The 20485-nt window shown below is 65.8% G+C and carries 18 protein-coding genes and 1 riboswitch; of the genes, 7 read left to right on the top strand and 11 right to left on the bottom strand.

Annotated elements, in window-relative coordinates; all coding sequences use genetic code 11:
• Window positions 1-15: 15 nt before the first annotated feature.
• The gene (locus C8J42_RS05725) at window positions 16-1677 is read right to left on the bottom strand and encodes an electron transfer flavoprotein-ubiquinone oxidoreductase (RefSeq protein ID WP_133019278.1); all 1662 of its coding nucleotides are present in this window, start codon (window positions 1675-1677) and stop codon (window positions 16-18) included.
• A 139-nt stretch (window positions 1678-1816) separates the two neighbouring features.
• Here C8J42_RS05725 and C8J42_RS05720 point away from each other — a divergent pair, with 139 nt between their 5' ends.
• The 4 genes from C8J42_RS05720 (at window position 1817) to C8J42_RS05705 (ending at window position 5562) form a co-directional block, all read left to right on the top strand.
• Window positions 1817-2599 (top strand): uracil-DNA glycosylase, encoded by a 783-nt coding sequence (locus C8J42_RS05720; protein ID WP_133019277.1) that lies wholly within the window; start codon window positions 1817-1819, stop codon window positions 2597-2599.
• The gene (locus C8J42_RS05715; RefSeq protein WP_133019276.1) at window positions 2596-4467 is read left to right on the top strand and encodes a lytic transglycosylase domain-containing protein; all 1872 of its coding nucleotides are present in this window, start codon (window positions 2596-2598) and stop codon (window positions 4465-4467) included. Before C8J42_RS05720 ends, C8J42_RS05715 begins: the two co-directional genes overlap by 4 nt.
• A gap of 5 nt (window positions 4468-4472) precedes the next feature.
• On the top strand, window positions 4473-5000 hold the full coding sequence (gene moaB, locus C8J42_RS05710; RefSeq protein ID WP_056057366.1) for a molybdenum cofactor biosynthesis protein B: 528 nt from the start codon (window positions 4473-4475) through the stop codon (window positions 4998-5000).
• Between the two features lie 313 nt (window positions 5001-5313).
• Window positions 5314-5562 (top strand): hypothetical protein, encoded by a 249-nt coding sequence (locus C8J42_RS05705; RefSeq protein WP_133019275.1) that lies wholly within the window; start codon window positions 5314-5316, stop codon window positions 5560-5562.
• Between the two features lie 61 nt (window positions 5563-5623).
• Here C8J42_RS05705 and C8J42_RS05700 read toward each other — a convergent pair whose 3' ends face one another.
• Window positions 5624-5806, bottom strand: coding sequence for a hypothetical protein (locus tag C8J42_RS05700; protein WP_056057360.1), 183 nt, complete (start codon window positions 5804-5806; stop codon window positions 5624-5626).
• A gap of 169 nt (window positions 5807-5975) precedes the next feature.
• Here C8J42_RS05700 and C8J42_RS05695 point away from each other — a divergent pair, with 169 nt between their 5' ends.
• Together C8J42_RS05695 and C8J42_RS05690 are read left to right on the top strand one after the other, a co-directional pair.
• Window positions 5976-6668 (top strand): porin family protein, encoded by a 693-nt coding sequence (locus tag C8J42_RS05695; RefSeq protein ID WP_133019274.1) that lies wholly within the window; start codon window positions 5976-5978, stop codon window positions 6666-6668.
• 43 nt (window positions 6669-6711) lie between these two features.
• Window positions 6712-7782: a PA0069 family radical SAM protein gene (locus tag C8J42_RS05690; RefSeq protein ID WP_120299806.1), complete on the top strand. Its 1071-nt coding sequence runs from the start codon at window positions 6712-6714 to the stop codon at window positions 7780-7782.
• 276 nt (window positions 7783-8058) lie between these two features.
• Here the strand turns inward: C8J42_RS05690 and C8J42_RS05685 are convergent, their stop codons facing one another.
• Together C8J42_RS05685 and C8J42_RS05680 are read right to left on the bottom strand one after the other, a co-directional pair.
• Window positions 8059-8418, bottom strand: coding sequence for a VOC family protein (locus tag C8J42_RS05685; protein ID WP_120299805.1), 360 nt, complete (start codon window positions 8416-8418; stop codon window positions 8059-8061).
• A 177-nt stretch (window positions 8419-8595) separates the two neighbouring features.
• Window positions 8596-10131, bottom strand: a complete 1536-nt coding sequence (locus C8J42_RS05680; RefSeq protein ID WP_133019273.1) for an aminoacyl--tRNA ligase-related protein — start codon at window positions 10129-10131, stop codon at window positions 8596-8598.
• A gap of 85 nt (window positions 10132-10216) precedes the next feature.
• Between C8J42_RS05680 and C8J42_RS05675 the strand changes: the two genes are divergently transcribed.
• A complete protein-coding gene (locus C8J42_RS05675; protein ID WP_133019272.1) occupies window positions 10217-11110 on the top strand; it encodes a DMT family transporter in 894 nt (297 codons plus the stop codon).
• A 156-nt stretch (window positions 11111-11266) separates the two neighbouring features.
• Here C8J42_RS05675 and C8J42_RS05670 read toward each other — a convergent pair whose 3' ends face one another.
• The 7 genes from C8J42_RS05670 to glmU all read right to left on the bottom strand — a co-directional run bounded on the left by C8J42_RS05670 (window position 11267) and on the right by glmU (window position 20473).
• On the bottom strand, window positions 11267-11779 hold the full coding sequence (locus C8J42_RS05670) for a CcdC protein domain-containing protein (RefSeq protein WP_133019271.1): 513 nt from the start codon (window positions 11777-11779) through the stop codon (window positions 11267-11269).
• Window positions 11780-12018: 239 nt separating this feature from the next.
• Window positions 12019-13656, bottom strand: a complete 1638-nt coding sequence (gcvPB, locus tag C8J42_RS05665) for an aminomethyl-transferring glycine dehydrogenase subunit GcvPB (RefSeq protein WP_133019270.1) — start codon at window positions 13654-13656, stop codon at window positions 12019-12021.
• The gene (gene gcvPA / locus C8J42_RS05660; RefSeq protein WP_133019269.1) at window positions 13653-15011 is read right to left on the bottom strand and encodes an aminomethyl-transferring glycine dehydrogenase subunit GcvPA; all 1359 of its coding nucleotides are present in this window, start codon (window positions 15009-15011) and stop codon (window positions 13653-13655) included. The genes gcvPB and gcvPA overlap by 4 nt, the downstream gene beginning before the upstream one ends.
• Window positions 15012-15124: 113 nt before the next feature.
• Entirely contained in the window at window positions 15125-15496 is a 372-nt protein-coding gene (gene gcvH / locus C8J42_RS05655) for a glycine cleavage system protein GcvH (protein WP_132735659.1), read from the bottom strand.
• A 1-nt stretch (window position 15497) separates the two neighbouring features.
• The gene (gene gcvT / locus C8J42_RS05650; protein WP_133019268.1) at window positions 15498-16730 is read right to left on the bottom strand and encodes a glycine cleavage system aminomethyltransferase GcvT; all 1233 of its coding nucleotides are present in this window, start codon (window positions 16728-16730) and stop codon (window positions 15498-15500) included.
• Window positions 16731-16887: 157 nt separating this feature from the next.
• Window positions 16888-16991, bottom strand: a riboswitch (glycine riboswitch).
• A gap of 237 nt (window positions 16992-17228) precedes the next feature.
• A complete protein-coding gene (glmS, locus tag C8J42_RS05645; protein ID WP_133019267.1) occupies window positions 17229-19052 on the bottom strand; it encodes a glutamine--fructose-6-phosphate transaminase (isomerizing) in 1824 nt (607 codons plus the stop codon).
• 26 nt (window positions 19053-19078) lie between these two features.
• Window positions 19079-20473: a bifunctional UDP-N-acetylglucosamine diphosphorylase/glucosamine-1-phosphate N-acetyltransferase GlmU gene (gene glmU / locus C8J42_RS05640; protein ID WP_133019266.1), complete on the bottom strand. Its 1395-nt coding sequence runs from the start codon at window positions 20471-20473 to the stop codon at window positions 19079-19081.
• Window positions 20474-20485 lie beyond the last annotated feature (12 nt).

Raw genomic sequence — 20485 nt, 5'->3', positions numbered from 1 at the left:
GCTAAAAACAGACGCTTACATGTTGGGATAATTGGGGCCTCCGCCGCCCTCGGGTACGACCCAGTTGATGTTCTGGGTGGGGTCCTTGATGTCGCAGGTCTTGCAGTGGACGCAGTTCTGCGCGTTGATGACGAACTTCGGATCGGCCGTGTCCTCACCGACGACTTCGTAAACGCCGGCCGGGCAATAGCGTTGCGCGGGTTCGTCGTACATCGGCAGGTTGTAGGCGATCGGCACGCTCGCATCTTTGAGCGTCAGGTGGACCGGCTGATCCTCCTCGTGGTTGGTGTTCGAGACGAACACCGACGACAGGCGATCGAACGTCAGGACACCGTCGGGCTTCGGATAGACGATCGGCTTGACGAGATCCTTGCGCCACAGGCTCTCATTGTCGGGGTGATGGTGCATCGTGAAGGGCACCTTGATGCCGAGATGCTCCATCCACATCGTCACGCCGGCGAGGCCCGAGCCGACGAGGTCGCCGAACTTCTTGACCAGCGGCACGACGTTGCGGACGACCGACAGCTCCTTCTTGACCCACGACTTCTCGAACGCCTCGGGATAGGCGGCGAGCTCGTCATGGCCGCGCTGCGAGACGATCGCCTCGACCGCGGCCTCGGCGGCCATCATGCCGGACTTCATCGCGGTATGCGTGCCCTTGATCCGCGGCACGTTCAGGAAGCCTGCGCTGTCGCCGATCAGAGCCGCACCGGGCATGACGAGCTTGGGGATCGACTGCAGCCCGCCATCGCTGATCGCGCGCGCGCCGTAGCTGACGCGCTTGGCGCCCTTCAGCAGCGCGGCGATCTCGGGATGCGTCTTCCAGCGCTGCATCTCGCTGAACGGCGAGAGATACGGGTTGGTGTAGTTCAGCCACGTGACGAAGCCGATCGAGACCTGGCCGTTCGCCTGGTGATAGATCCAGCCGCCGCCGTTCGAGCCGTCCGTCTCGGACAACGGCCAGCCCTGCGTGTGGATGACGCGGCCGGGGACGTGGAGTTCGGGATCGATGTCCCACAGCTCCTTGATGCCGAGGCCGTAGACCTGCGGGTCGCTGTCCTTGTCGAGCGCGAAATTGCGGATCAGTTCCTTGGTGAGGTGACCGCGGCAACCTTCCGAGAAGAAGGTGTATTTGGCGTGGAGTTCGAGGCCGGGGGTGTAGTCGCCCTTGTGCGTGCCGTCGCGCGCGACGCCCATGTCGCCGGTCGCCACGCCCTTCACCGAGCCGTCGTCGTTGAACAGGATTTCCGCCGCGGCAAAGCCCGGGAAGATCTCGACGCCGAGTTCCTCCGCCTTGCCCGCAAGCCAGCGGCACAGGTTACCGAGCGAGCCGGTATAGGTGCCCTTGTTGTGCATGAACGAGGGCGTGACGAAGTGCGGCATCTCGCTCTTCTTCGTCTTGGTCAGGATCCAGTGATGGTTCTCGGTCACCGGCACCTCGGCGAGCGGGCAGCCGTCTTCGCGCCAGTTCGGCAGAAGTTCGTCGAGAGACTTCGGATCGATCACCGCGCCCGACAGGATATGCGCGCCGACTTCGGAGCCCTTTTCGAGCACGCAGACGCTGATTTCGGCGTCCTTCTCGGCCGCCAGCTGTTTCAGGCGGATCGCTGCCGAGAGACCGGCCGGGCCAGCGCCGACGATCACCACGTCGTACGGCATCGATTCACGTGTCGTCATCATCGTCTCCCGGGGGATGTCCCCTATTGCCATAGCTTTGCGCCCCACCCTTCGTTCGGGCTCGGGCCGGCACCGTCTTGTCCAATATGGCGATTGCGCGAGTTGACCGCCACGTCAACCATGCAGCATAGGTTACCCAGTGGGGGCGGATCAAACCATCGATTGGCGAAACGCCGCCGCGAGCGCGCTCGATTGGTGGCACGAGGCTGGCGTCGACACGCTGGTCGACGACGTCCCGCGCGACTGGTTTGCGGCGCCCGAACCGCTGGTCCTACCAGCCGCAGCACCTGTTGCGCCGGTCGTCGCACCGTCCGCCATGCCGCTTTTGCTCGCCGATTTCCTGGCGTGGCGGAGCAGTGCGGAGGTTCCCGAGGCGGACTGGAGCGGGGTTTCGCTCGCTGCCGTAGGTCCGGCTGACGCTACGGTCATGGTGCTTGTCGATTGTCCCGATCGCGATGACGGCGATGCCGGGGCGCTGCTGAGTGGCGCATCGGGACGGTTGCTCGACAAGATGCTCGGTGCGATCGGTCTGACGCGCGACGAAGTGCATCTCGCGGCGGTCTGCGCGAAGCGGCCGACCGCGGGCCGGATCCAGAGCGAGGTCGAGGCACGGCTGTCGGAAATCGCCAAGCATCACATCGGGTTGGTTGCGCCCAAGCGGTTGTTGCTGCTCGGCAATGCGGCGAGCCGTGCGATCCTCGGGACGGAATTGCAGGCGGCCCGCGGGCGTTTACACGGATTTAACCATAAGACCGGAGAAACGGGGTCCGGTTCGGCGTCTGGCGAAGCTCCCGACGAGACCGGCGTGGTCGCGAGCTTTCACCCGCGGTTTCTGATCGAGAAGCCCGCGGCCAAGGCCGAGGCCTGGAAGGATTTGCAGATGCTGATGCGCGGATTGACGTCGCAAGAGGGTGTGAGATGATTCGGACTCTAGCTATCGTTCTGGGGCTCAGCGCCCTTCCCTTTCCAGCACTCGCGGCGACCGTTGCCGGTGAGCCTGCTGGCGACGCGCGGCTCGGCACAATGCAGTTGATCGGCGCGCCGACGATTGAGCAGATCCCCGACCAGCTCGACGCCAGCCAGCGCGAGGCTTACAAGACCGTGTTCGCCGCAATCCGCGACGGCAAGTGGACCGACGCGCAGATCGGGCTCGACACGATGAAGCCCGGCCCGCTGCATGCGATCGCGCGCGCCGAGATGTATACGGCGAAGGGTTCGCCGCGTGTCGAGATGGAGCCGCTGGTCGCGCTGCTCAACGAAGCGCCCGAACTCCCCGAAGCCGCACAGATCTCGCGCCTCGCGACTACTCGTGGCGCGGTCGACCTGCCTCCCCTCCCCACAGCCCAGCGATTGATCTGGCAGGACGGCGCCCCGCGTCGCGTCCGCGCCAAGAGCCTGCAGGGCGACATGATCGCCGCCGATCTCGCGCTGAAGATGCAGCCTTACGTCAAGGCGGACATGGGCCGCGAGGCGCAGTCCCTGCTGGAGAGTACGCCAGGGCTTACTCCGGAAGCGCTGACCGAGTGGCAGCAGAAGATCGCGTGGATCTATTTCCTCCAGGGCGACGACGTGAACGCGCGCGTGATGGCGGCGAAGGCACAGGACGGCGTCGGCGACTGGGCCGTCCAGGGCCGCTGGGTCGGCGCTCTTTCGGCATGGCGGCAGAACGACTGCGCGAATGCCGAGACCGGGTTCGAAGGTGTTGCGGCACGGGCCGGCGACGTCGATCTCCGCGCGGCGGCTTTGTACTGGGCGTCGCGTGCGGACATGGTGTGCTCGCGCCCCGACAAGATAGAGGGTCGACTGAAGGTTGCGGCCCAGTTCGGCGAGAGCTTCTACGGCCAGCTAGCGCGCCAGCAATTGGCGATGAAGGACAAGGGCACGTCCGTCGGCGGGCTCGTGGCCAGCGACTGGAAGGTCGTCGGCAAGCGCCCGAACGTGCGCGTCGCGGCGGCGCTGGTCGAGGTCGGCGAGACCGACCTGGCCGATACCGTCATCCGCCAGCAGGCCAAGATCGGCGATCCGCGCGAGTTCGCCAACCTGGTCCGCGTGGCGGAAGCGCTGAGCTTGCCGGCGACCACGGTATGGCTTGCGCACAACTGCCCGCAGGGGGTCACGTCGACCGCCGAGGCGCGCTATCCGACGCCGAACTGGACGCCCGACAGCGGCTGGCACATCGACAAGGCGCTGGTCTACGCGCACACGCTCGAGGAATCGCGGTTCCGCAACACGATCAAGAGCCCGGCCGGCGCGTATGGTCTCATGCAGATCATGCCCGCCGCCGCGACCGATTTCGCGCGCGAGCGTGGCACCTCGATCGATGTGAAAGCGCTGACCAAGCCGAGCACCAACATGGATGTCGGCCAGCGCCATCTCGAGCGGCTGCGCGACATGGCAGGCGTCACCGGCGGGCTGCTGCCCAAGGTAATCGCGGCGTATAATGCAGGTCCGCGCCCCGTTGGCGACTGGAACGCGATCGTCCACGATAATGGCGATCCGCTGATGTATATCGAGAGCATCCCGTATTGGGAGACGCGCGGATACGTCACCACCGTGCTGCGCAATTACTGGATGTACGAGGCGCAGGGCGGCAAGAAGGCATCGACCAGCCGCAACGCGCTGGCGCAGGGCATGTGGCCGCGCTTCCCCGGCCTGCCGGGTGCGACCGCGGTGCGGATGGCGGCCAAGCCGTACACGCAATATCGTGCGAGCACGGCGCCCTTGAATGCCACCGTCGCGGTGAATGCCAGCGTCGGGCCGCAGTCCACCACCGTCACGCGCGCGGACTGAGTTTCATGCCGATCGATGAGAGCCGGACGTTCCTGCCGGTCCGAATTGCCGTGCTGACCGTGTCGGACACGCGTGGCCTTGCAGAAGATCGCTCGGGCGATACGCTGGTCGCGCGACTGACCGAGGCGGGTCACGTTCTCGCCGACCGCCGGATCGAGAAGGATGACGTCGAGACGATCGTGTCGCGCCTGCACGCGTGGATCGGCGACCCCGAGGTCGACTGCATCATTACGACAGGCGGCACCGGTGTGACGGGGCGCGACGTGACCCCGGAAGCGGTCGAACAGGTCGCGGAGAAGATGATTCCTGGGTTTGGCGAGCTGTTCCGCATGCTCAGCTACCAGACGATCGGCACATCGACGGTCCAGTCGCGCGCGTGCGCCTGCGTCTCGCATGGCACCTATATCTTCGCGCTGCCCGGCTCGACCGGGGCAGTGAAGGACGGCTGGGACGGCATACTGCGCGACCAGCTCGACAGCCGCCACCGCCCCTGCAACTTCGTCGAGCTGATGCCACGACTGCTGGAGCGCTGAACCTTTTATTTGGGGGGCTCTGGTAACTCCCCTGCCTTCCCGTCCCCGACTAGCTGCTGCGGCCCCTGACTGGCGTGCGAGAGAGCGAGGGGTACGAGAAGATCGCCCCTCCCAATTTGCTGCAATTTTTGCCAAGTTGTGGCGCATCCCACCAGTCAGAACTGACCGGGGCTGCGTCATGAACTGGCGATAATATCTCGCTAATTGAACACCTTCAACGCTGTGTGCTGCTGTATTACATAACTGGCACGGTCGATGCAAAGGTTTGGATACCGCCCAACCGGGCGCGTCTCAACCATCGAAGGACGCCACCATGATCTCGACCATCCTGAAGAGCCTAGCCCTCGCCACCGTGCTCGTCGCCAGCGCGCCAGCCTTCGCAGCACCGTCGGATCCACAACAGAAGACCGTTCTCAAATACGAGGCGAAAACCGGTCAATATTGCCTGACCGAACTCGCAATGACCGGAACACGGATCGATCGGAAAACCTGCCGGACTTCCGCACAATGGTCTGAAGCCGGACTGAACATGCCGAAGGCGACCGAGCTCGCACAGAAGTGACCGGCGTTGCGCGGTCCGCTAGGGTAGCGGGCCGCGTCGCGGCGTATAACGTGACCGGAGTTCAGCCCTTAGCGGCGTGAATCAGGTCGACCAGCTGTTTGTTGATCGAAGCCCCGTGCAGATGGAGATGCACCGCGTCATACCCCTCGCGCCGCAACCGTTGGCGCAAGTCGTTGACCGAGTTGCACGCACCCGATCTTGCTAACTCGAAGGCGCGCTCCACCGTTGTGATCTGTTCCGTCATCTCTCTGCCCTAGGCGCTCTGCCGCACCTCTGCGAGCGATCATTCGCACCGGTGCAAACAGATCGAAAACGAATGTTTCACCACCGAATTAACCGTCTGGAAGGCACGTCGAATCCATGAACCCGGCGTGGAATAGGCCAGGGGGCCGGTCCAAAGGGGATATCGTCTAATGTACAAGTTCATGCTTATCGCGGCACTCGCCGCAACGCCGGCGGCGCCTGCGTTCGCACAGTCCGATACCGGGCAGGATTTCGGCCGCGATGCCGGACCGGGCTACGGCGCAACCGACGGCGTCAGCGGTTTCCGTGCCGAGCCGCGCATCGGGTACGACCGCGTGATCACCGAATTGAACGTCGAGACCGCGGACGACTCGGCTAGCGTGCGCGAGGGCAAGAGCGGCGTCACTTATGGTGGCGAACTCGGCTACGACATGGTCGTGAACACCGACATGATGCTGGGCGTCTATGGCGGCATCGAGGGATCGAGCGTCGAGCAGTGCTTCCCCGGCACCGGGACGGAAACGTGCCTTACCCCCGGGCGCAACCTGACGGCAGGCGTACGCGGCGGCTTCCTGCTGAACCCTAACACGGTGTTGTACATCAAGGGCGGCTATTCGAACGGCCAGATCCGCATCGGCTATTCGGACCGTGACTTTCCCCAGGACAATTTCCGCGTGTCGGACAATCTGAGCGGTTTCCATGCCGGCGCAGGCGTGCAGACCGCGTTCGGACGCAATTTCTACGGCAAGCTCGAATATGTCTACACCGACTATAACGGCTACGAGATCACCGACGGCACCGACAAGGCGAGCCTAGATTTCAGCCGGCATCAGGTAGTTGCAGGGCTCGGCGTTCGCTTCTGATTTCGTTCTTGCTATGTTCCCGGGCGGCGTTTAGTTTCGTTGCATGAAACAGGCCCGTCCGGATCGTGGTGCGACGCTAAATAGCGAGAGCCGGCGGTTCAACCTGCCGCGGACCGAGGCTGACGGCGACTGGCTCGACATGCGCGAGGGGATCGACGGGATCGCGCCCAAACTGCGCACGACGGTGACGGTCGAGACGCCGCGGACGATCATCAGCCGCAATGCCTCGCCGGACGTACCGTTCGACCGTTCGATCAATCCTTACCGCGGGTGCGAGCACGGCTGCATTTATTGCTTCGCGCGGCCGAGCCATGCGTTTCACGACCTGTCGCCGGGACTGGATTTCGAGAGCAAGCTGTTCGCCAAGCCGTCCGCGGCAGCGCTGTTGCGGGTCGAGCTCGGCAAGCCCGGCTATCTTTGTGCGCCGATGGCGTTGGGGACGAACACCGATCCGTACCAGCCGATCGAGAGCGACTGGCGGATCACGCGCGGCATCATCGAGGTGCTGGCTGAGACCGATCATCCGCTGACGATCACCACCAAGTCCGACCGCGTGGTGCGCGATATCGACCTGCTGGCACCGATGGCGGCGAAAGGCCTCGCGGCGGTGGCAATGTCGATCACGTCACTCGATTCGAAGGTGGCGTCGACGATCGAGCCGCGCGCGCCGCATCCCGAGCGACGACTGGCGGCGGTGCGCAAGCTCGCGGCCGCGGGCGTGCCGGTCTACGTTTCGATCGCGCCGGTCATCCCGGCAATTACGGATCACGAGATCGAGCATCTGATCGCGCGCGCGGCCGACGCTGGGGCAACGCGGGCGTTCTTCATCCCGGTGCGATTGCCGCATGAGGTGGCCCCGCTGTTCCGGGCTTGGCTCGACGAGCATTTCCCGGATCGCGCTGGGAAGGTAATGGCGACGATTGCGTCGCTGCGCGGGGGAAAGGATAACGATCCGAACTTCTTCACGCGGATGCAGGGGCAAGGGCCTTGGGCGGACCTGCTGGGAACGCGGTTCCGGATTGCGTGCGCTAAGCACGGGTTGAACCGGGAGCGGGTGGCTTTGCGGAGCGATCTGTTCCGGGCGCCGCGAGGGCCGCAGGGAGAGTTGTTTTGAGCGGAGGCTTGGCGGGTGGCGCGGTGGATGGCTCAGCGGGCGATCCCCGCGCTATCCCCCACGCGGGTCAGACCTGCCGTTCTGCCCCCCTCTCTGGAAGGGAGGGGTTGGGGGTGGGTCAGCTTCCGTGCGTCCGAACCGTCATGGCTCAATTGGGCCAACCCACCCCCCGGCCCCTCCCTTTCAGGGAGAGGGGAAGTCTTGGCGCTCGCCCGGTCGAGTTCTGGTACGCCACGAACCCGGCAGCTCGTCAGACCAACTTAACGCTTATCGTCCTCATGCAGCACCCTCGGGTTGCCAGAGTTCGATCGGGTTGCCTTCCGGATCGTGGATGCGGGCGAAACGGCCGAAGCCCGGCATGTCCCACTCGGGATTGGTGATCACCGCAATCCCGGCCGCGCGGAGCGTCGCGATCAGGCCGTCGAGGTCGTCGACGCGCAGATTGAGCATCCAGGGCCGATCCGCGGGGAAATAATCGGCGTCGACCGCGAACGGCGCGAAGACGCTGGGTCCGGCCTGCGTCTCCCACGATCCATAGGGCACTGAGCCGACACCGAGATGCTCGACATACCATGCGCGTATCGTCTCCGGGTCCTTTGCCCGGAAGAAGAAGCCGCCGATCCCGGTCACGCCCATAGCCGCCCCCTAATATCGCCCCGCCAAAGCCACGGGGATGATAGCAGACGGAGCATGGCGACACAGCCTACAGACCGGTCCGTTTCGGTTGCTCTAGGGCATCGGGTATCCAGGCTACTCCCGGCACAGCGCCGGTAAGCAGCCTTGGACGTGACGCCGGTCCCAGCTTGTCAGGGCCTAGTAGGCGCGGCCGATCAGGATGCGTTCCACCGCGGGTTCGCCCGTGAAGATGCAGGCGCCGTCGTCACATCCGGTCTGCCCCATCGGTGCGTTGCGGATCGTGAGCTTGAGCGCCTTCAACCGCTCGACGACCTTGTCGAGTGCCGCGCCAGTGGGCTTGGACCAGCGGACGTCGACCCAGCCGGGGTTCTTCACGCCATCGGCGAAATGCGCTTCGACCGCGGCGAAGTCGTTGGCGGGGACGATGTTGCCCTTCACGCGGTTCATCGATTCGACGTGGAGCGTGGCCTGGATGTCATGCAGCATGCCCGAGACGTCGCCGACGAACGCGTCGCGCGGCGTTGCGACGCTGTCGAGCTTGCCGTCCTCGCGGTAGAGTCGATCGCGACGGATGACCGTGACGTTGCCGCCGGCCATGTCGCGGCCGCCGACCTCGATTACGATCGGCGCGCCCTTCTTGACCCAGCCCCAGCGCTTGGTCGCGGCCTTGGCGGGTTTCAGGTCGAGCAGCGCGCGGACCGGTTCGCCGAGCGCGGACTGCTTGGCGAGTTCGGCCTGGAGCGACTTGCAGTATTCGACGATCGCCGCGTCTTCGGGGACGTCGCGCAGCATCGGCACGATCACGACCTGCCACGGGGCGATCATCGGCGGCACGCGCAGTCCGTCGTCGTCGCCGTGGACCATGATGACCGCGCCGATCATCCGCGTCGACACGCCCCAGCTGGTGGTGTTGCACAGCTCGAACTCGCCGCCCGCATTCTGGAAGCGGATGTTTTGCGCCGACGCGAAGTTGGTGCCGAGGAAGTGCGAGGTGCCGGCCTGGAGCGCCTTGCCGTCCTGCATCATCGCCTCGATCGAATAGGTCGCGACGGCGCCGGGGAAGCGCTCGTTCTCGGGCTTCTCGCCGGCAATCACGTGGACGCCGAGGCACTCCTCCGCGAAGTCGCGATAGACTTCGAGCATCTTGAGCGTCTCGTCGCGGGCTTCGTCAGCGGTGGCGTGCGCGGTGTGGCCTTCCTGCCAGAGGAACTCGCTGGTGCGCAGGAACATGCGGGTGCGCATTTCCCAACGGACGACGTTGGCCCATTGGTTGATCAGCACGGGCAGGTCGCGCCACGACTGGACCCAGCGCGCGAACGCGGCGCCGATGACCATCTCGGAGGTCGGGCGGACGACGAGCGGCTCCTCGAGCTTGGCGTCGGGATCGGGGATCAGGCGGCCGTAACCGTCGGCCTTGAGGCGGTGGTGCGTGACCACGGCCATTTCCTTGGCAAACCCGTCGACGTGCTCGGCCTCCTTCTCGAAGTACGAGAGCGGGATGAACAGCGGGAAATAGCAGTTCTCGTGGCCGGTCGCCTTGATCCGGTCGTCGAGCAGGCGCTGGATACGCTCCCAGATGCCGTAGCCCCACGGGCGGATGACCATGCAGCCGCGGACGCCGGATTCCTCGGCGAGATCGGCCTCGGAGATGACGGCCTGGTACCAGGCGGAGAAATCCGCCTCGCGGGTGACGGGGAGTGCGCGCTTTATCATGGGGTGCGGATAGCGGGTGCGCGGGGGTTCGTCACGTGTGAGTTGCGGGGTGGCGACGCGGCGGTGGTTTGCGTAGGGGTCGCGCATGCCCACCGACCGCATCCTTCCCGCTATCGGCATGCGGTTGCTGTCGGTCGTGATCTTCGCGCTGATGAATACCGCGATCAAGTTGGCCGAGCGGCACGGCGCGAGCGTGTCGGAGATCCTGTTCTTCCGCCAGTTCGGCGCATGCTTGCTGGTGTCGGCGGTGATCGTCGCGGGGCCGGGTCTGCCTTCGATCGCTACCAAGCGGTTGCCGGCGCACATCGTCCGCGCGATCGTCGGGCTGTCGGCGATGGCGTTCACGTTCAACGGGATCGTTGCGTTGCCGCTCGCGGAGGCGACGACGATCGGGTTCACGGTGCCGGTGTTCGCGACGATCCTGGGGGCGCTGGTGTTGCGCGAGCCTACCGGGTGGCATCGCTGGGCGGCGGTCGCGACCGGGTTCGCGGGCGTGTTGATCGTCGCGCAGCCGGGCGGGGATCACTTTCCGTTATGGGGTGCCGGGTGTGCGCTGGCGGGAGCGTTCGGGACGGCGAGCGTGTCGATCCTGTTGCGGCAGATCGGCAAGACCGAGAGCGCGCTGACGACGGTGTTCTGGTTCTCGGCGCTGTCGTTGATCCCGTTGTCGGTGTTCTACGGGCGGGCGGCGCAGTCGCATGATCTGGTCGCGTGGATTTGCCTGGCGAGTGTCGGGATATTCGGCGGGCTGGCGCAGATCGCGATGACGACGTCGTTGCGGCTCGGGCCGGTGTCGGTGGTGGTGCCGATGGATTATTCGAGCTTGCTATGGGCAACGCTGCTGGGGTGGCTGGTGTTCGACACGCTGCCGGCGGAGGCGACATGGGTCGGGGCGCCGGTTATCGTGGCGAGCGGATTGTATATCGTCTGGCGCGAACATGTGCGGCGGCGGGAAGAGACCGAGCAAGCGATCGCTTGATGGCGAACCCCTCGATCCTCCCCCGCCAGGGGGAGGTGGCGCCGACGGCGTCGGAGGGGGAGGACACGCAACAAAGGTTGCCCTTTCCTCCCCCTCCGTCTGGCAAAGGGCCAGCCACCTCCCCCTTGCGGGGGAGGATCGTACGGTAGCGGCGGGTTAGCGGACGCGTGCCGTTTCGAGCATCCGCTTGGCGCGGAGGTACATTTCGATGCGTTGGGTGGTGAACAAGCCTAGCGCGAGCGCGACCAGCATGTCGGTGATGGCGAACGCGTCGAGGTGGAGGGCTTGGCCGTCGCCGATCACCGCGCGCGCGCCGATGCGGACTGCGACGATCGCTACGATGAACAGGACCGCTGCCGGGGAGGACGTCGTGTTGAGCGCGTGGCTGTCGGGGTCGATCGTGATCCGCATGAGCTTGCCGCGCTGCCAGCCGAGCGCTGCGCCCATGACCAAAGCCAGCACGCAGAACAGCCAGGCGAGGCCGTGCGGCGGGTACATCGCGAACATGTAGAGCGTGACGGCGGCGTAGAGCGCGGGGAAGACCCAGAGGCGTTCGAGCTTGAGCGGCTTTACGATACTCATGCGGCGCCAGCGGACCGCGAAGACTATGCCGATGACGACTGCGGTGATCGCGTAGCTGATCCAGCCTTGTGCTTCGTGCGTCTGCATTGCGTCCCCCACGCGATCACCTTCAATTGGTGTAGCATGGCAGCAATACAGCCGAGGTAAAAGAGGCGGCGACACATTTGAACTGCCACCCCGGGCGGAGGCCGGGGCCCAATTGGAAAGGTGGCAATAACGATACGCCGCCATCCCTCAGCAGCGTCGCCCAATTGGACCCCGGCCTTCGCCGGGGTGGTATTATTCTTCGGGTGGAAGCGTCACACCCCGAAGGTCACCTGCTTCCCTTACTCCGCCGCCTGCGCCAGCGGGGCGGGGTCCTTCCAGACCAGTACCGGTTTCCGTGCCGCGAGAGTCTCGTCGAGGCGAGCGCGGGGGGCGAAGTGCGGGGCGGTCTTGAGGCTTGGGTCGCCGGCCTTGGCGCGTTCGGCGACCGAGCGGAGCGCGGCGATGAACTGGTCTAGCGCCGCCTTCGACTCGGTCTCGGTCGGCTCGACCAGCATCGCGCCGTGGACGACGAGCGGGAAATACATCGTCATCGGGTGGAAGCCCTCGTCGATCAGGCCCTTGGCGATGTCGATCGTCGAGAAGCCGGCGGCGAGACCCGAGTCCGAGAACAGCGCCTCGTGCATGCACGGACCCGAGGGGCCGAACGGTGCGTCGAGCGTGTCGTCGAGGCTGCGCAGGATGTAGTTCGCGTTGAGCACCGCATCCTCCGACACTTGGCGCAGGCCGTCCGCGCCGTGGCTGATGATGTAGGTCAGCGCGCGCGTGAACATGCCCATCTGGCCGTGGAACGCGACCATGCGGCCGAAGCTGCCGGCGTGATGTTCGCCTGCGGTTTCCTCCTCGACGAGGACGAACTGGCCGTCCTGGTTCTCGACGAACGGGAGCGGTGCGTAGGGCGTCAAAGCCTCCGAGAACACCACCGGACCCGAGCCCGGGCCGCCGCCGCCGTGGGGCGTCGAGAACGTCTTGTGGAGGTTGATGTGCATCGCGTCGATGCCGAGATCGCCTGGCCGGACGCGGCCGACGATCGCGTTGAAGTTCGCGCCGTCGCAATAGACGAAGCCACCCGCCGCGTGCACCGCGTCGGATATCTCGCGCATGTCGCGCTCGAACAGGCCGCACGTGTTGGGGTTGGTGATCATCACGCCGGCGACGTCGGGGCCGAGTCGGGCCTTCAGCGCGGCGGTGTCGACGCGGCCTTCGGCGGTGGCGGGGATGTCCTCTACGCTATAGCCGGCGAACGCGGCGGTGGCAGGGTTGGTGCCGTGTGCGCTCTCGGGGACGAGAATGATCTTCCGCGCGCCTTCGCCCTTGGCTTCGAGTGCCGCGCGGATCGCGAGGATGCCGCAGAGTTCGCCGTGTGCGCCCGCCTTGGGGCTCATCGCGACCGAGGTCATGCCGGTGAGCGTGACGAGCCAGTGTGCGAGCTGGTGGATGACTTCCAATGCGCCCTGGACGGTGTCGACCGGCTGGAGCGGGTGGACGTCGGAGAAACCGGGGAGCCGCGCCATCTTCTCGTTGAGGCGCGGGTTGTGCTTCATCGTGCAACTGCCGAGCGGGAAGAAGCCGAGGTCGATGCCGTAGTTCTGGCGCGACAGGCGGGTGTAGTGGCGGACGGTTTCGGGCTCGGAGAGACCGGGGAGGCCGATGGGTGCGGTGCGGAGCAACCCGCCCAGCTTGTTTTCCTGCGCACGCAGGAAGCCAGGGTTGCGAGCGGCGTCCTTGGAACCCTGGGCTCCTGCGTTCGCAGGAGAACCGAAGGTATCGAAATCTACGCCAGTGGTGTTGGTGTCGCCGATCTCGAAGATCAGCGCTTCTTCCAGCATCAGGGCCTTGTTGCCGGTTACCGATGCGGGGACATTACCCGTGTTCTGCTCGGGCGAGCTTGGGCGCCAGCCGCTCTGGTTGATGCTCATGCCAGTATCTCCTGGAGTGCGGACGCAAGCGTTTCGACGTCCTCCGCTGTGGTCGTTTCCGTCACGGCGACGACGAGGCCGTTCGCGAGGGCGTCCTGGCCGGGGTAAAGACGCCCGAGCGATACGCCGGCGAGGATGCCGCGATCGGCGAGCGTGCGGACGACGGGGCGGGCTTCGACGGGCAACTTCAGCGTGAACTCGTTGAAGAAGCTGTCGTTGACCAGTTCCACGCCGGGGATCTGCGACAGGCGCTCGGCGGCGGACACCGCGCCTACGTGGTTCACCTCGGCCAACTGGCGCAGGCCGGCTTCGCCGAGCAGCGTCATGTGGATCGAGAAGGCCAGCGCGCAGAGCCCGGAGTTGGTGCAGATGTTCGACGTCGCCTTCTCGCGGCGGATGTGCTGCTCGCGGGTCGACAGCGTGAGGACGAAGCCGCGGCGGCCGTCCGCGTCGACGGTCTCGCCGCAGAGACGGCCTGGCATCTGGCGGACATATTTGTCCTTGCAGCCGAACAGGCCGACATAAGGCCCGCCGAACTGGAGGCCGACGCCGAGCGACTGGCCTTCGCCGACGACGATGTCCGCGTCCATCTCGCCGGGCGAGGTGATCGCGCCGAGTGCGACCGGCTCGGTGACGACCGCGATCAGCAGCGCCTTCTTCGCGTGGCACGCATCCGCGAGCGGGCGCAGGTCGGCGATGCGGCCTAGGATGTCGGGGTACTGGACGACGACGCACGACGTGTCGTCGTCGATCTTCGCGATCAGCTGGTCGAGGTCCATGTCGGCGACCAGTTCGGGCGCGGTCGTGTCGAGCACGTCGCCGGTGAACTTGGCCATCGTGTTGGCGACGGAGACGTAATGTGGGTGGAGGCCCGACGACAGGATCGCCCTGCCCCGCTTGGTGATGCGCCGGGCCATCACGATCGCTTCCCAGCACGCGGTCGAGCCGTCGTACATCGAGGCGTTGGCGACGTCGGTGCCGAGCAGCCGCGCGACCTGAGTCTGGAACTCGAACAGCATCTGCAGCGTGCCCTGCGCGATTTCGGGCTGGTACGGCGTGTAGGCGGTGAGGAACTCGCCGCGCTGGATCAAGTGGTCGACCGACGCGGGGACGTGATGCTTGTACGCGCCGCAGCCGAGGAAGAACGGCGCTTCGCCGGCGGTGAGGTTCTTCTTCGCGAGTGCCGACATGTGGCGTTCGACCGCCATTTCGGAGGCGTGCATCGGCAGGTCGCGGACCGGGCCGTCGAGGCGCGCGGCTTCGGGCACGTCGACGAACAGGTCGTCGATCGTCGCGGCGCCGATGACGGCGAGCATTTCCGCGCGGTCGGGCTGAGTCAGGGGAAGGTAGCGCATTCTAGTCTCCTCCCCTCCCGTTCACGGGAGGGGTCGGGGGAGGGAATGAGACGGGGAACGACTGTATTAGCCCCTCCCCCGACCCCTCCCGCAAGCGGGAGGGGAGCAGTGACTTAAAGCCCTTCGACGAAGGCTGCGTAGGCGGCTTCGTCCATCAGGCTGTCGAGTTCGCTCGGGTCGCTGAGCGTCAGCTTGAAGAACCAGCCCGCCGCTTCGGCATCCGAGTTCACCAGGCTGGAATCGTCGGTCAAAGCGGCGTTGCCCTCCGTGACGGTGCCCGAGACCGGCGAGTACACGTCCGACGCGGCCTTGACCGACTCGACGACCGCGGCTTCGTCGCCCTTGCTCAGCGTCTTGCCGGCTTCGGGAACGTCGACGAACACCACGTCGCCGAGCTGGCTCTGCGCGTATTCGGAAATACCGACGGTGCCGACGTCACCGTCGACATCGACCCATTCGTGATCCTGCGTGAAGTAACGGCTCATATCACTTGGCTCCTGCGCGGACGTAGCGGTGGGGAATGAAGGGCATCGCGGTGACGGTGGCGGTGTGGACCTTGCCGCGTTGCGCGATCTCGATGCGGGTGCCTGGCGTCGACAGCGCGAGCGGCACATAGGCCATCGCGATCGGCTTCCCGAGGGTGGGTGCGAAACCACCGCTGGTGAGGCGGCCGATCGTCGCGCCGGTGTCGTCGATCACTTCGGCGCCTTCGCGCGCGGGCTGGCGCCCCTCGACGATCAGGCCGACGCGCTTGGTGGCGGGGCCGTGCTCGCGCTGGGTGAGGATACGCTCGGCACCGGGGAAGTCGGCGGCTTCGCGGCGGCGCTTCGACAGCGCGAAACCGAGGTCGGCCATGACCGGCGTGATCTCGGGGTCGAGGTCGTGACCGTAGAGCGGCAGGCCGGCTTCGAGACGCAGCGAGTCGCGCGCGCCGAGGCCGATCGGCTTGATCTCCGGAAGTGCGAGCAAGGCGTCGGCAAACGCCACGGCATGCTCGGCGGGGAACGAAATCTCGACGCCGTCCTCGCCGGTGTAACCCGAGCGGCTGATCCAGAGCGGGACGTCGTTCCAGTGGAACGCGCCGGCGGTCATGAACACTAGGCCGTCGATGCCGGGGACGATCCGCGCGACTGCCTCGACCGCCTTGGGACCCTGCACCGCGAGCAGCGCCTGGTCTTCGAGGATGTTGATCGTGACGTCGTCGGGGAGATGCTCGATCAGGTAGCTGATGTCGTCATACTTGGTCGCGCCGTTGACGACGACGTAGAAGCTGCCGCTCGCGGTCGGCGACGGGTGGAGCGGGTCGTACGCTTCGGGCTCGACGTCCTGCGCGGAGAACGGCGACGGCTGGTCGTCGGGAAGGCGCGTGGCCATCAGGTCGTCGAGGATACCGCCGTCCTGCGCGAGCAGCAGCGAGTAGCGCATCTTGCCCTCGCCGAGCCCTGCGATGTCGCCCGGCAGGACGGTTTCGAGCGCGTGCGCGACGCCTTCGCCGGAGAAGACGAGCTGGCCCATATGGCTGACGTCGAACAGCCCCGCCGAGTCGCGCGTCCAGGCGTGCTCGGCCATGATGCCTTCATACTGGATCGGCATCTCGTAGCCGGCGAACTCGACCATCCGCGCGCCGTGGGCGCGATGCCATGCGTCGAGCGGCAACGGCAGGACCTCGGGCTCGACGTAGTCGTCCGCCTGGTCGATGATGCTGGCGTAATCGCTCATATCCGGTCTCCGTCGAAGGGGCGCGCGGCACCAATGGGTGCAACGATCCTAACCCCCTCTGTCACGGGACCTGAGAGCTTTCGCGGCGGACTTGTCCAGCGCTTACCCCTTCGGTGGCCCTCGGCGCGAACGCCAGGACGCTTTCCAGAGTGTCGATCAGCCTCGCGCGGTCTCTGGTGCCTGAGAGATTCCGGGGTGGTTGCTCCTTCGGCGGTTCCATCAGCCCTGAAAGGACCGGAAACGCTCTCCCGCGCGGTGCCATGCCGGTTGCCCGACATCGACGCCGCGGGTTGTGACGCGGCGCACAATCTTAGTCAATCGAGGGATGCGCGCGCCCGAAAGAAATTGGCGCTCGCCGCCTACCAGACGCACCACCCCGGCGAAGGCCGGGGCCCAATTGGAAAGGTCGCTGTAACGGAGGACCGCGCCTCGGTTACCTCCTCCCCCCCAATTGAGCCCCGGCCTTCGCCGGGGTGGTGTAATGGGTGGGGGAACAGATTATTCGACCGTCACTGACTTCGCGAGATTCCGCGGCTGGTCGACGTCCGTGCCCTTGAGCACCGCCACATGATACGCGAGCAACTGCACCGGCACCGCATAGACCAAAGGCGCGATCAGCGGGTGGACCTTGGGCATGGTGATCGTCGCCATGCAGCCTTCGCCGGCTGCCTGGATGCCGTCGTAATCCGAGATCAGCACGACCTTGCCACCGCGCGCCATGACTTCCTGCATGTTGCTGACGGTCTTGTCGAACAACGGCCCCGACGGTGCGATGACGATGACCGGGACATGCTCGTCGATCAGTGCGATCGGGCCGTGCTTCATCTCGCCCGCGGCATAGCCCTCGGCGTGGATGTAGCTGATTTCCTTCAGCTTGAGCGCACCCTCGAGTGCCAGCGGGTAATCCGTGCCGCGGCCGAGATACAGCACGTCGCGCGCGCCGGCGATGTTGTGCGCCATCGCCTCGATCGCTTCGTCATACGCGAGCGCGCCATTAAGCGCGGCGGGTGCCTCGGCGAGGTGGCGGACGATCTCGCGTTCCTGGTCCTTCGTCAGCAGACCCTTGGCATGCGCTAGATTGGCCGCAAGTGCCGCGAGAACTGCCAACTGGCAGGTGAACGCCTTGGTCGATGCCACGCCGATTTCAGGCCCCGCATGGGTCGGCAACAGCAGGTCGGCCTCGCGCGCCATCGTGCTGGTCGGCACGTTGACGACGACCGCGATCTTCTGGCCCTCGGCCTTGGCGTGGCGCAGCGCCGCGAGCGTGTCCGCGGTCTCGCCCGACTGCGAGATAAAGAGAGCAAGGCCGCCCTCCTCCATCACCGGCTCTCGGTAGCGGAATTCGGACGCGACATCGAGGTCGACGGGGACGCGTGCGAACTGTTCGAACCAGTATTTGGCGACCATGCCCGCGTAGAAGCTCGTCCCGCACGCAACGATCGTCACGCGCTTGATGGTCGACAGGTCGAACTCTGGGATCGGCAGCGTGATCTCGCCTTCCATCCGCTTCAGATACGAGCGCAGCGTCTGTGCGACGACGATCGGTTGCTCGTAGATTTCCTTCAGCATGTAATGCTTGTGGTTGCCCTTCGAGATCACGTCGCCGGTGATCCCAGAAATCGTGATAGCGCGCTCCACGGGTGCGTTGTCGCGGTCGTAGACCTGCGCGCCGTCGCGGGTCAGAACGACCCAGTCGCCCTCGTCGAGATACGCGATCCGCTGCGTCAGCGGCGCGAGCGCGAGTGCGTCGGAGCCGAGATACATCTCGCCCTCGCCGTGACCGACGACCAAAGGCGAGCCGAGCCGCGCGCCGATCAGGAGATCGGCATGCTGGCGGAACAGGATGGCGAGCGCGAACGCTCCGTGCAGGCGCGGCAGGATCTCGCGGACCGCCGACACGGGGTCCATCCCCGCCTCGATCTTTTCGCTGACGAGATGCGCGACGACTTCGGTGTCGGTTTCGCTGGTGAACGTCCGGCCGCGGGCAATCAGTTCGTCGCGCAGCGGCTTGAAGTTCTCGATGATGCCGTTGTGGACCACCGCGACCTCGCCGGTCGCATGCGGATGCGCGTTGTTGGTGGTCGGTCCACCATGTGTCGCCCAACGCGTATGCGCGATACCGGTCTTGCCGGGCAGCGGATGCGCGGCGAGTTCGTTCGCCAGATTGACCAGCTTGCCCGACGCCCGACGCCGCTCGATCGCGCCGTCATTGTCGGTCGCGATGCCGGCCGAATCATAGCCACGATATTCGAGCCGCTTCAGGCCATCCAGGAGACGACCGGCAACATCTTCATCGCTCAGGATTCCAACGATACCACACATTTACATCATACTCCGTGGAACGGGTCTTACTTGCCGCTTGCCTGCGCGGCCTTACGCGCGATCATGCCGTCGCGAAAGCGCCTGGCCCAGCCGGGCCTCGCGATTTGCGGCGGGCGGACCAGTGCCAGCGCATCGGCCTCGACGTCCTGAGTCACGACCGATCCCGCGGCGACGACGGCACCTGCGCCGATCGTGACAGGCGCGACCAGTGCGGAGTTCGAACCGATGAACGCGCCCTCGCCGATCACGGTGCGGTATTTGAAATAACCGTCGTAGTTGCAGGTGATCGTCCCCGCGCCAATATTCGCGCCAGCGCCGATGTCCGCGTCGCCGATATAGGTAAGGTGGCTGACCTTCGCGCCTTCGCCGATGATCGCCTTTTTCACCTCGACGAAATTGCCGACCTTGGCATCCGCATGCAGGTCCGCGCCGGGGCGGAGGCGGGCGAACGGACCAACGTTCGCGCCCTTGCCGACCGAGGCGCCCTCGATGTGGCTGAACGCGTGGATCGTCGCGCCGTCGGCGATGCGCGCGCCGGGGCCGAACACGACGTTGGGCTCGATCACGACGTCGCGGCCGAGGACCGTGTCGTGCGAGAACCAGACCGTGTCGGGCGCGATCAACGTGACGCCGTCGGCCATCACCTGCGCGCGTCGCGTTGCCTGCCATGCCCCTTCAACGCTGGCGAGTTCACCGCGACTGTTGACGCCGGCGACTTCGTCCGCGCCGGTTTCGATGACCGCGGACGATCGGCCGGCGGCTGCGGCAAGCTCGACGATATCGGTAAGGTAATATTCGCCCGCCGCGTTGTCGTTGCCGAGCCGGTCGAGCAGCGCGAACAGGTCGGTAGAGCGCACCGCCATCAGCCCGGAATTGCACAGCGTCACCGCGCGCTCCGCCTCCGACGCGTCCTTATACTCGACGATCCGGTCCATCCGGCCCGCGGCATCGGCGATAACGCGGCCATAGGCGCCGGGATCTGCGGGGCGAAAGCCGAGCACGACGACGGCGGGCGTGTCGTCGCCGTGCAACCGGTCGATCATCCGCTGCATCGTCGTGGCGGTGACCAAAGGCACGTCGCCGTAGAGGATCAGGACGTCGCCCTCGAACCCGGCCAGCGCTTCGCGGGCCTGCGCGACCGCGTGACCGGTGCCGAGTTGTTCCGCCTGGAGCGCAGTGGCGATCCCAAGCGGCGCCACCGCCGCTTCGACCTGTTCACGCCCTGCCCCCGTCACGACGACGGTCTTCGCCGGCTGCAACGCCGCCGCGCTTGCGACGAGGTGTAGCAACATCGGTCGGCCGGCGATCGGGTGAAGCACCTTGTGAAGATCAGATTTCATCCGCGTACCCTTGCCGGCAGCGAGGATCACGACTGCGATGGGGTGGGCTGGAATCGGTTGGTCGATGGAATGCGTCGTCATGGAAGGATCGCT

This window comes from Sphingomonas sp. PP-CE-1A-559 (assembly GCF_004340965.1).
GTDB lineage: Bacteria > Pseudomonadota > Alphaproteobacteria > Sphingomonadales > Sphingomonadaceae > Sphingomonas.
Note: the sequence above shows the minus strand (reverse complement) of the source record. Positions and strands in the feature narration are given on the sequence as shown.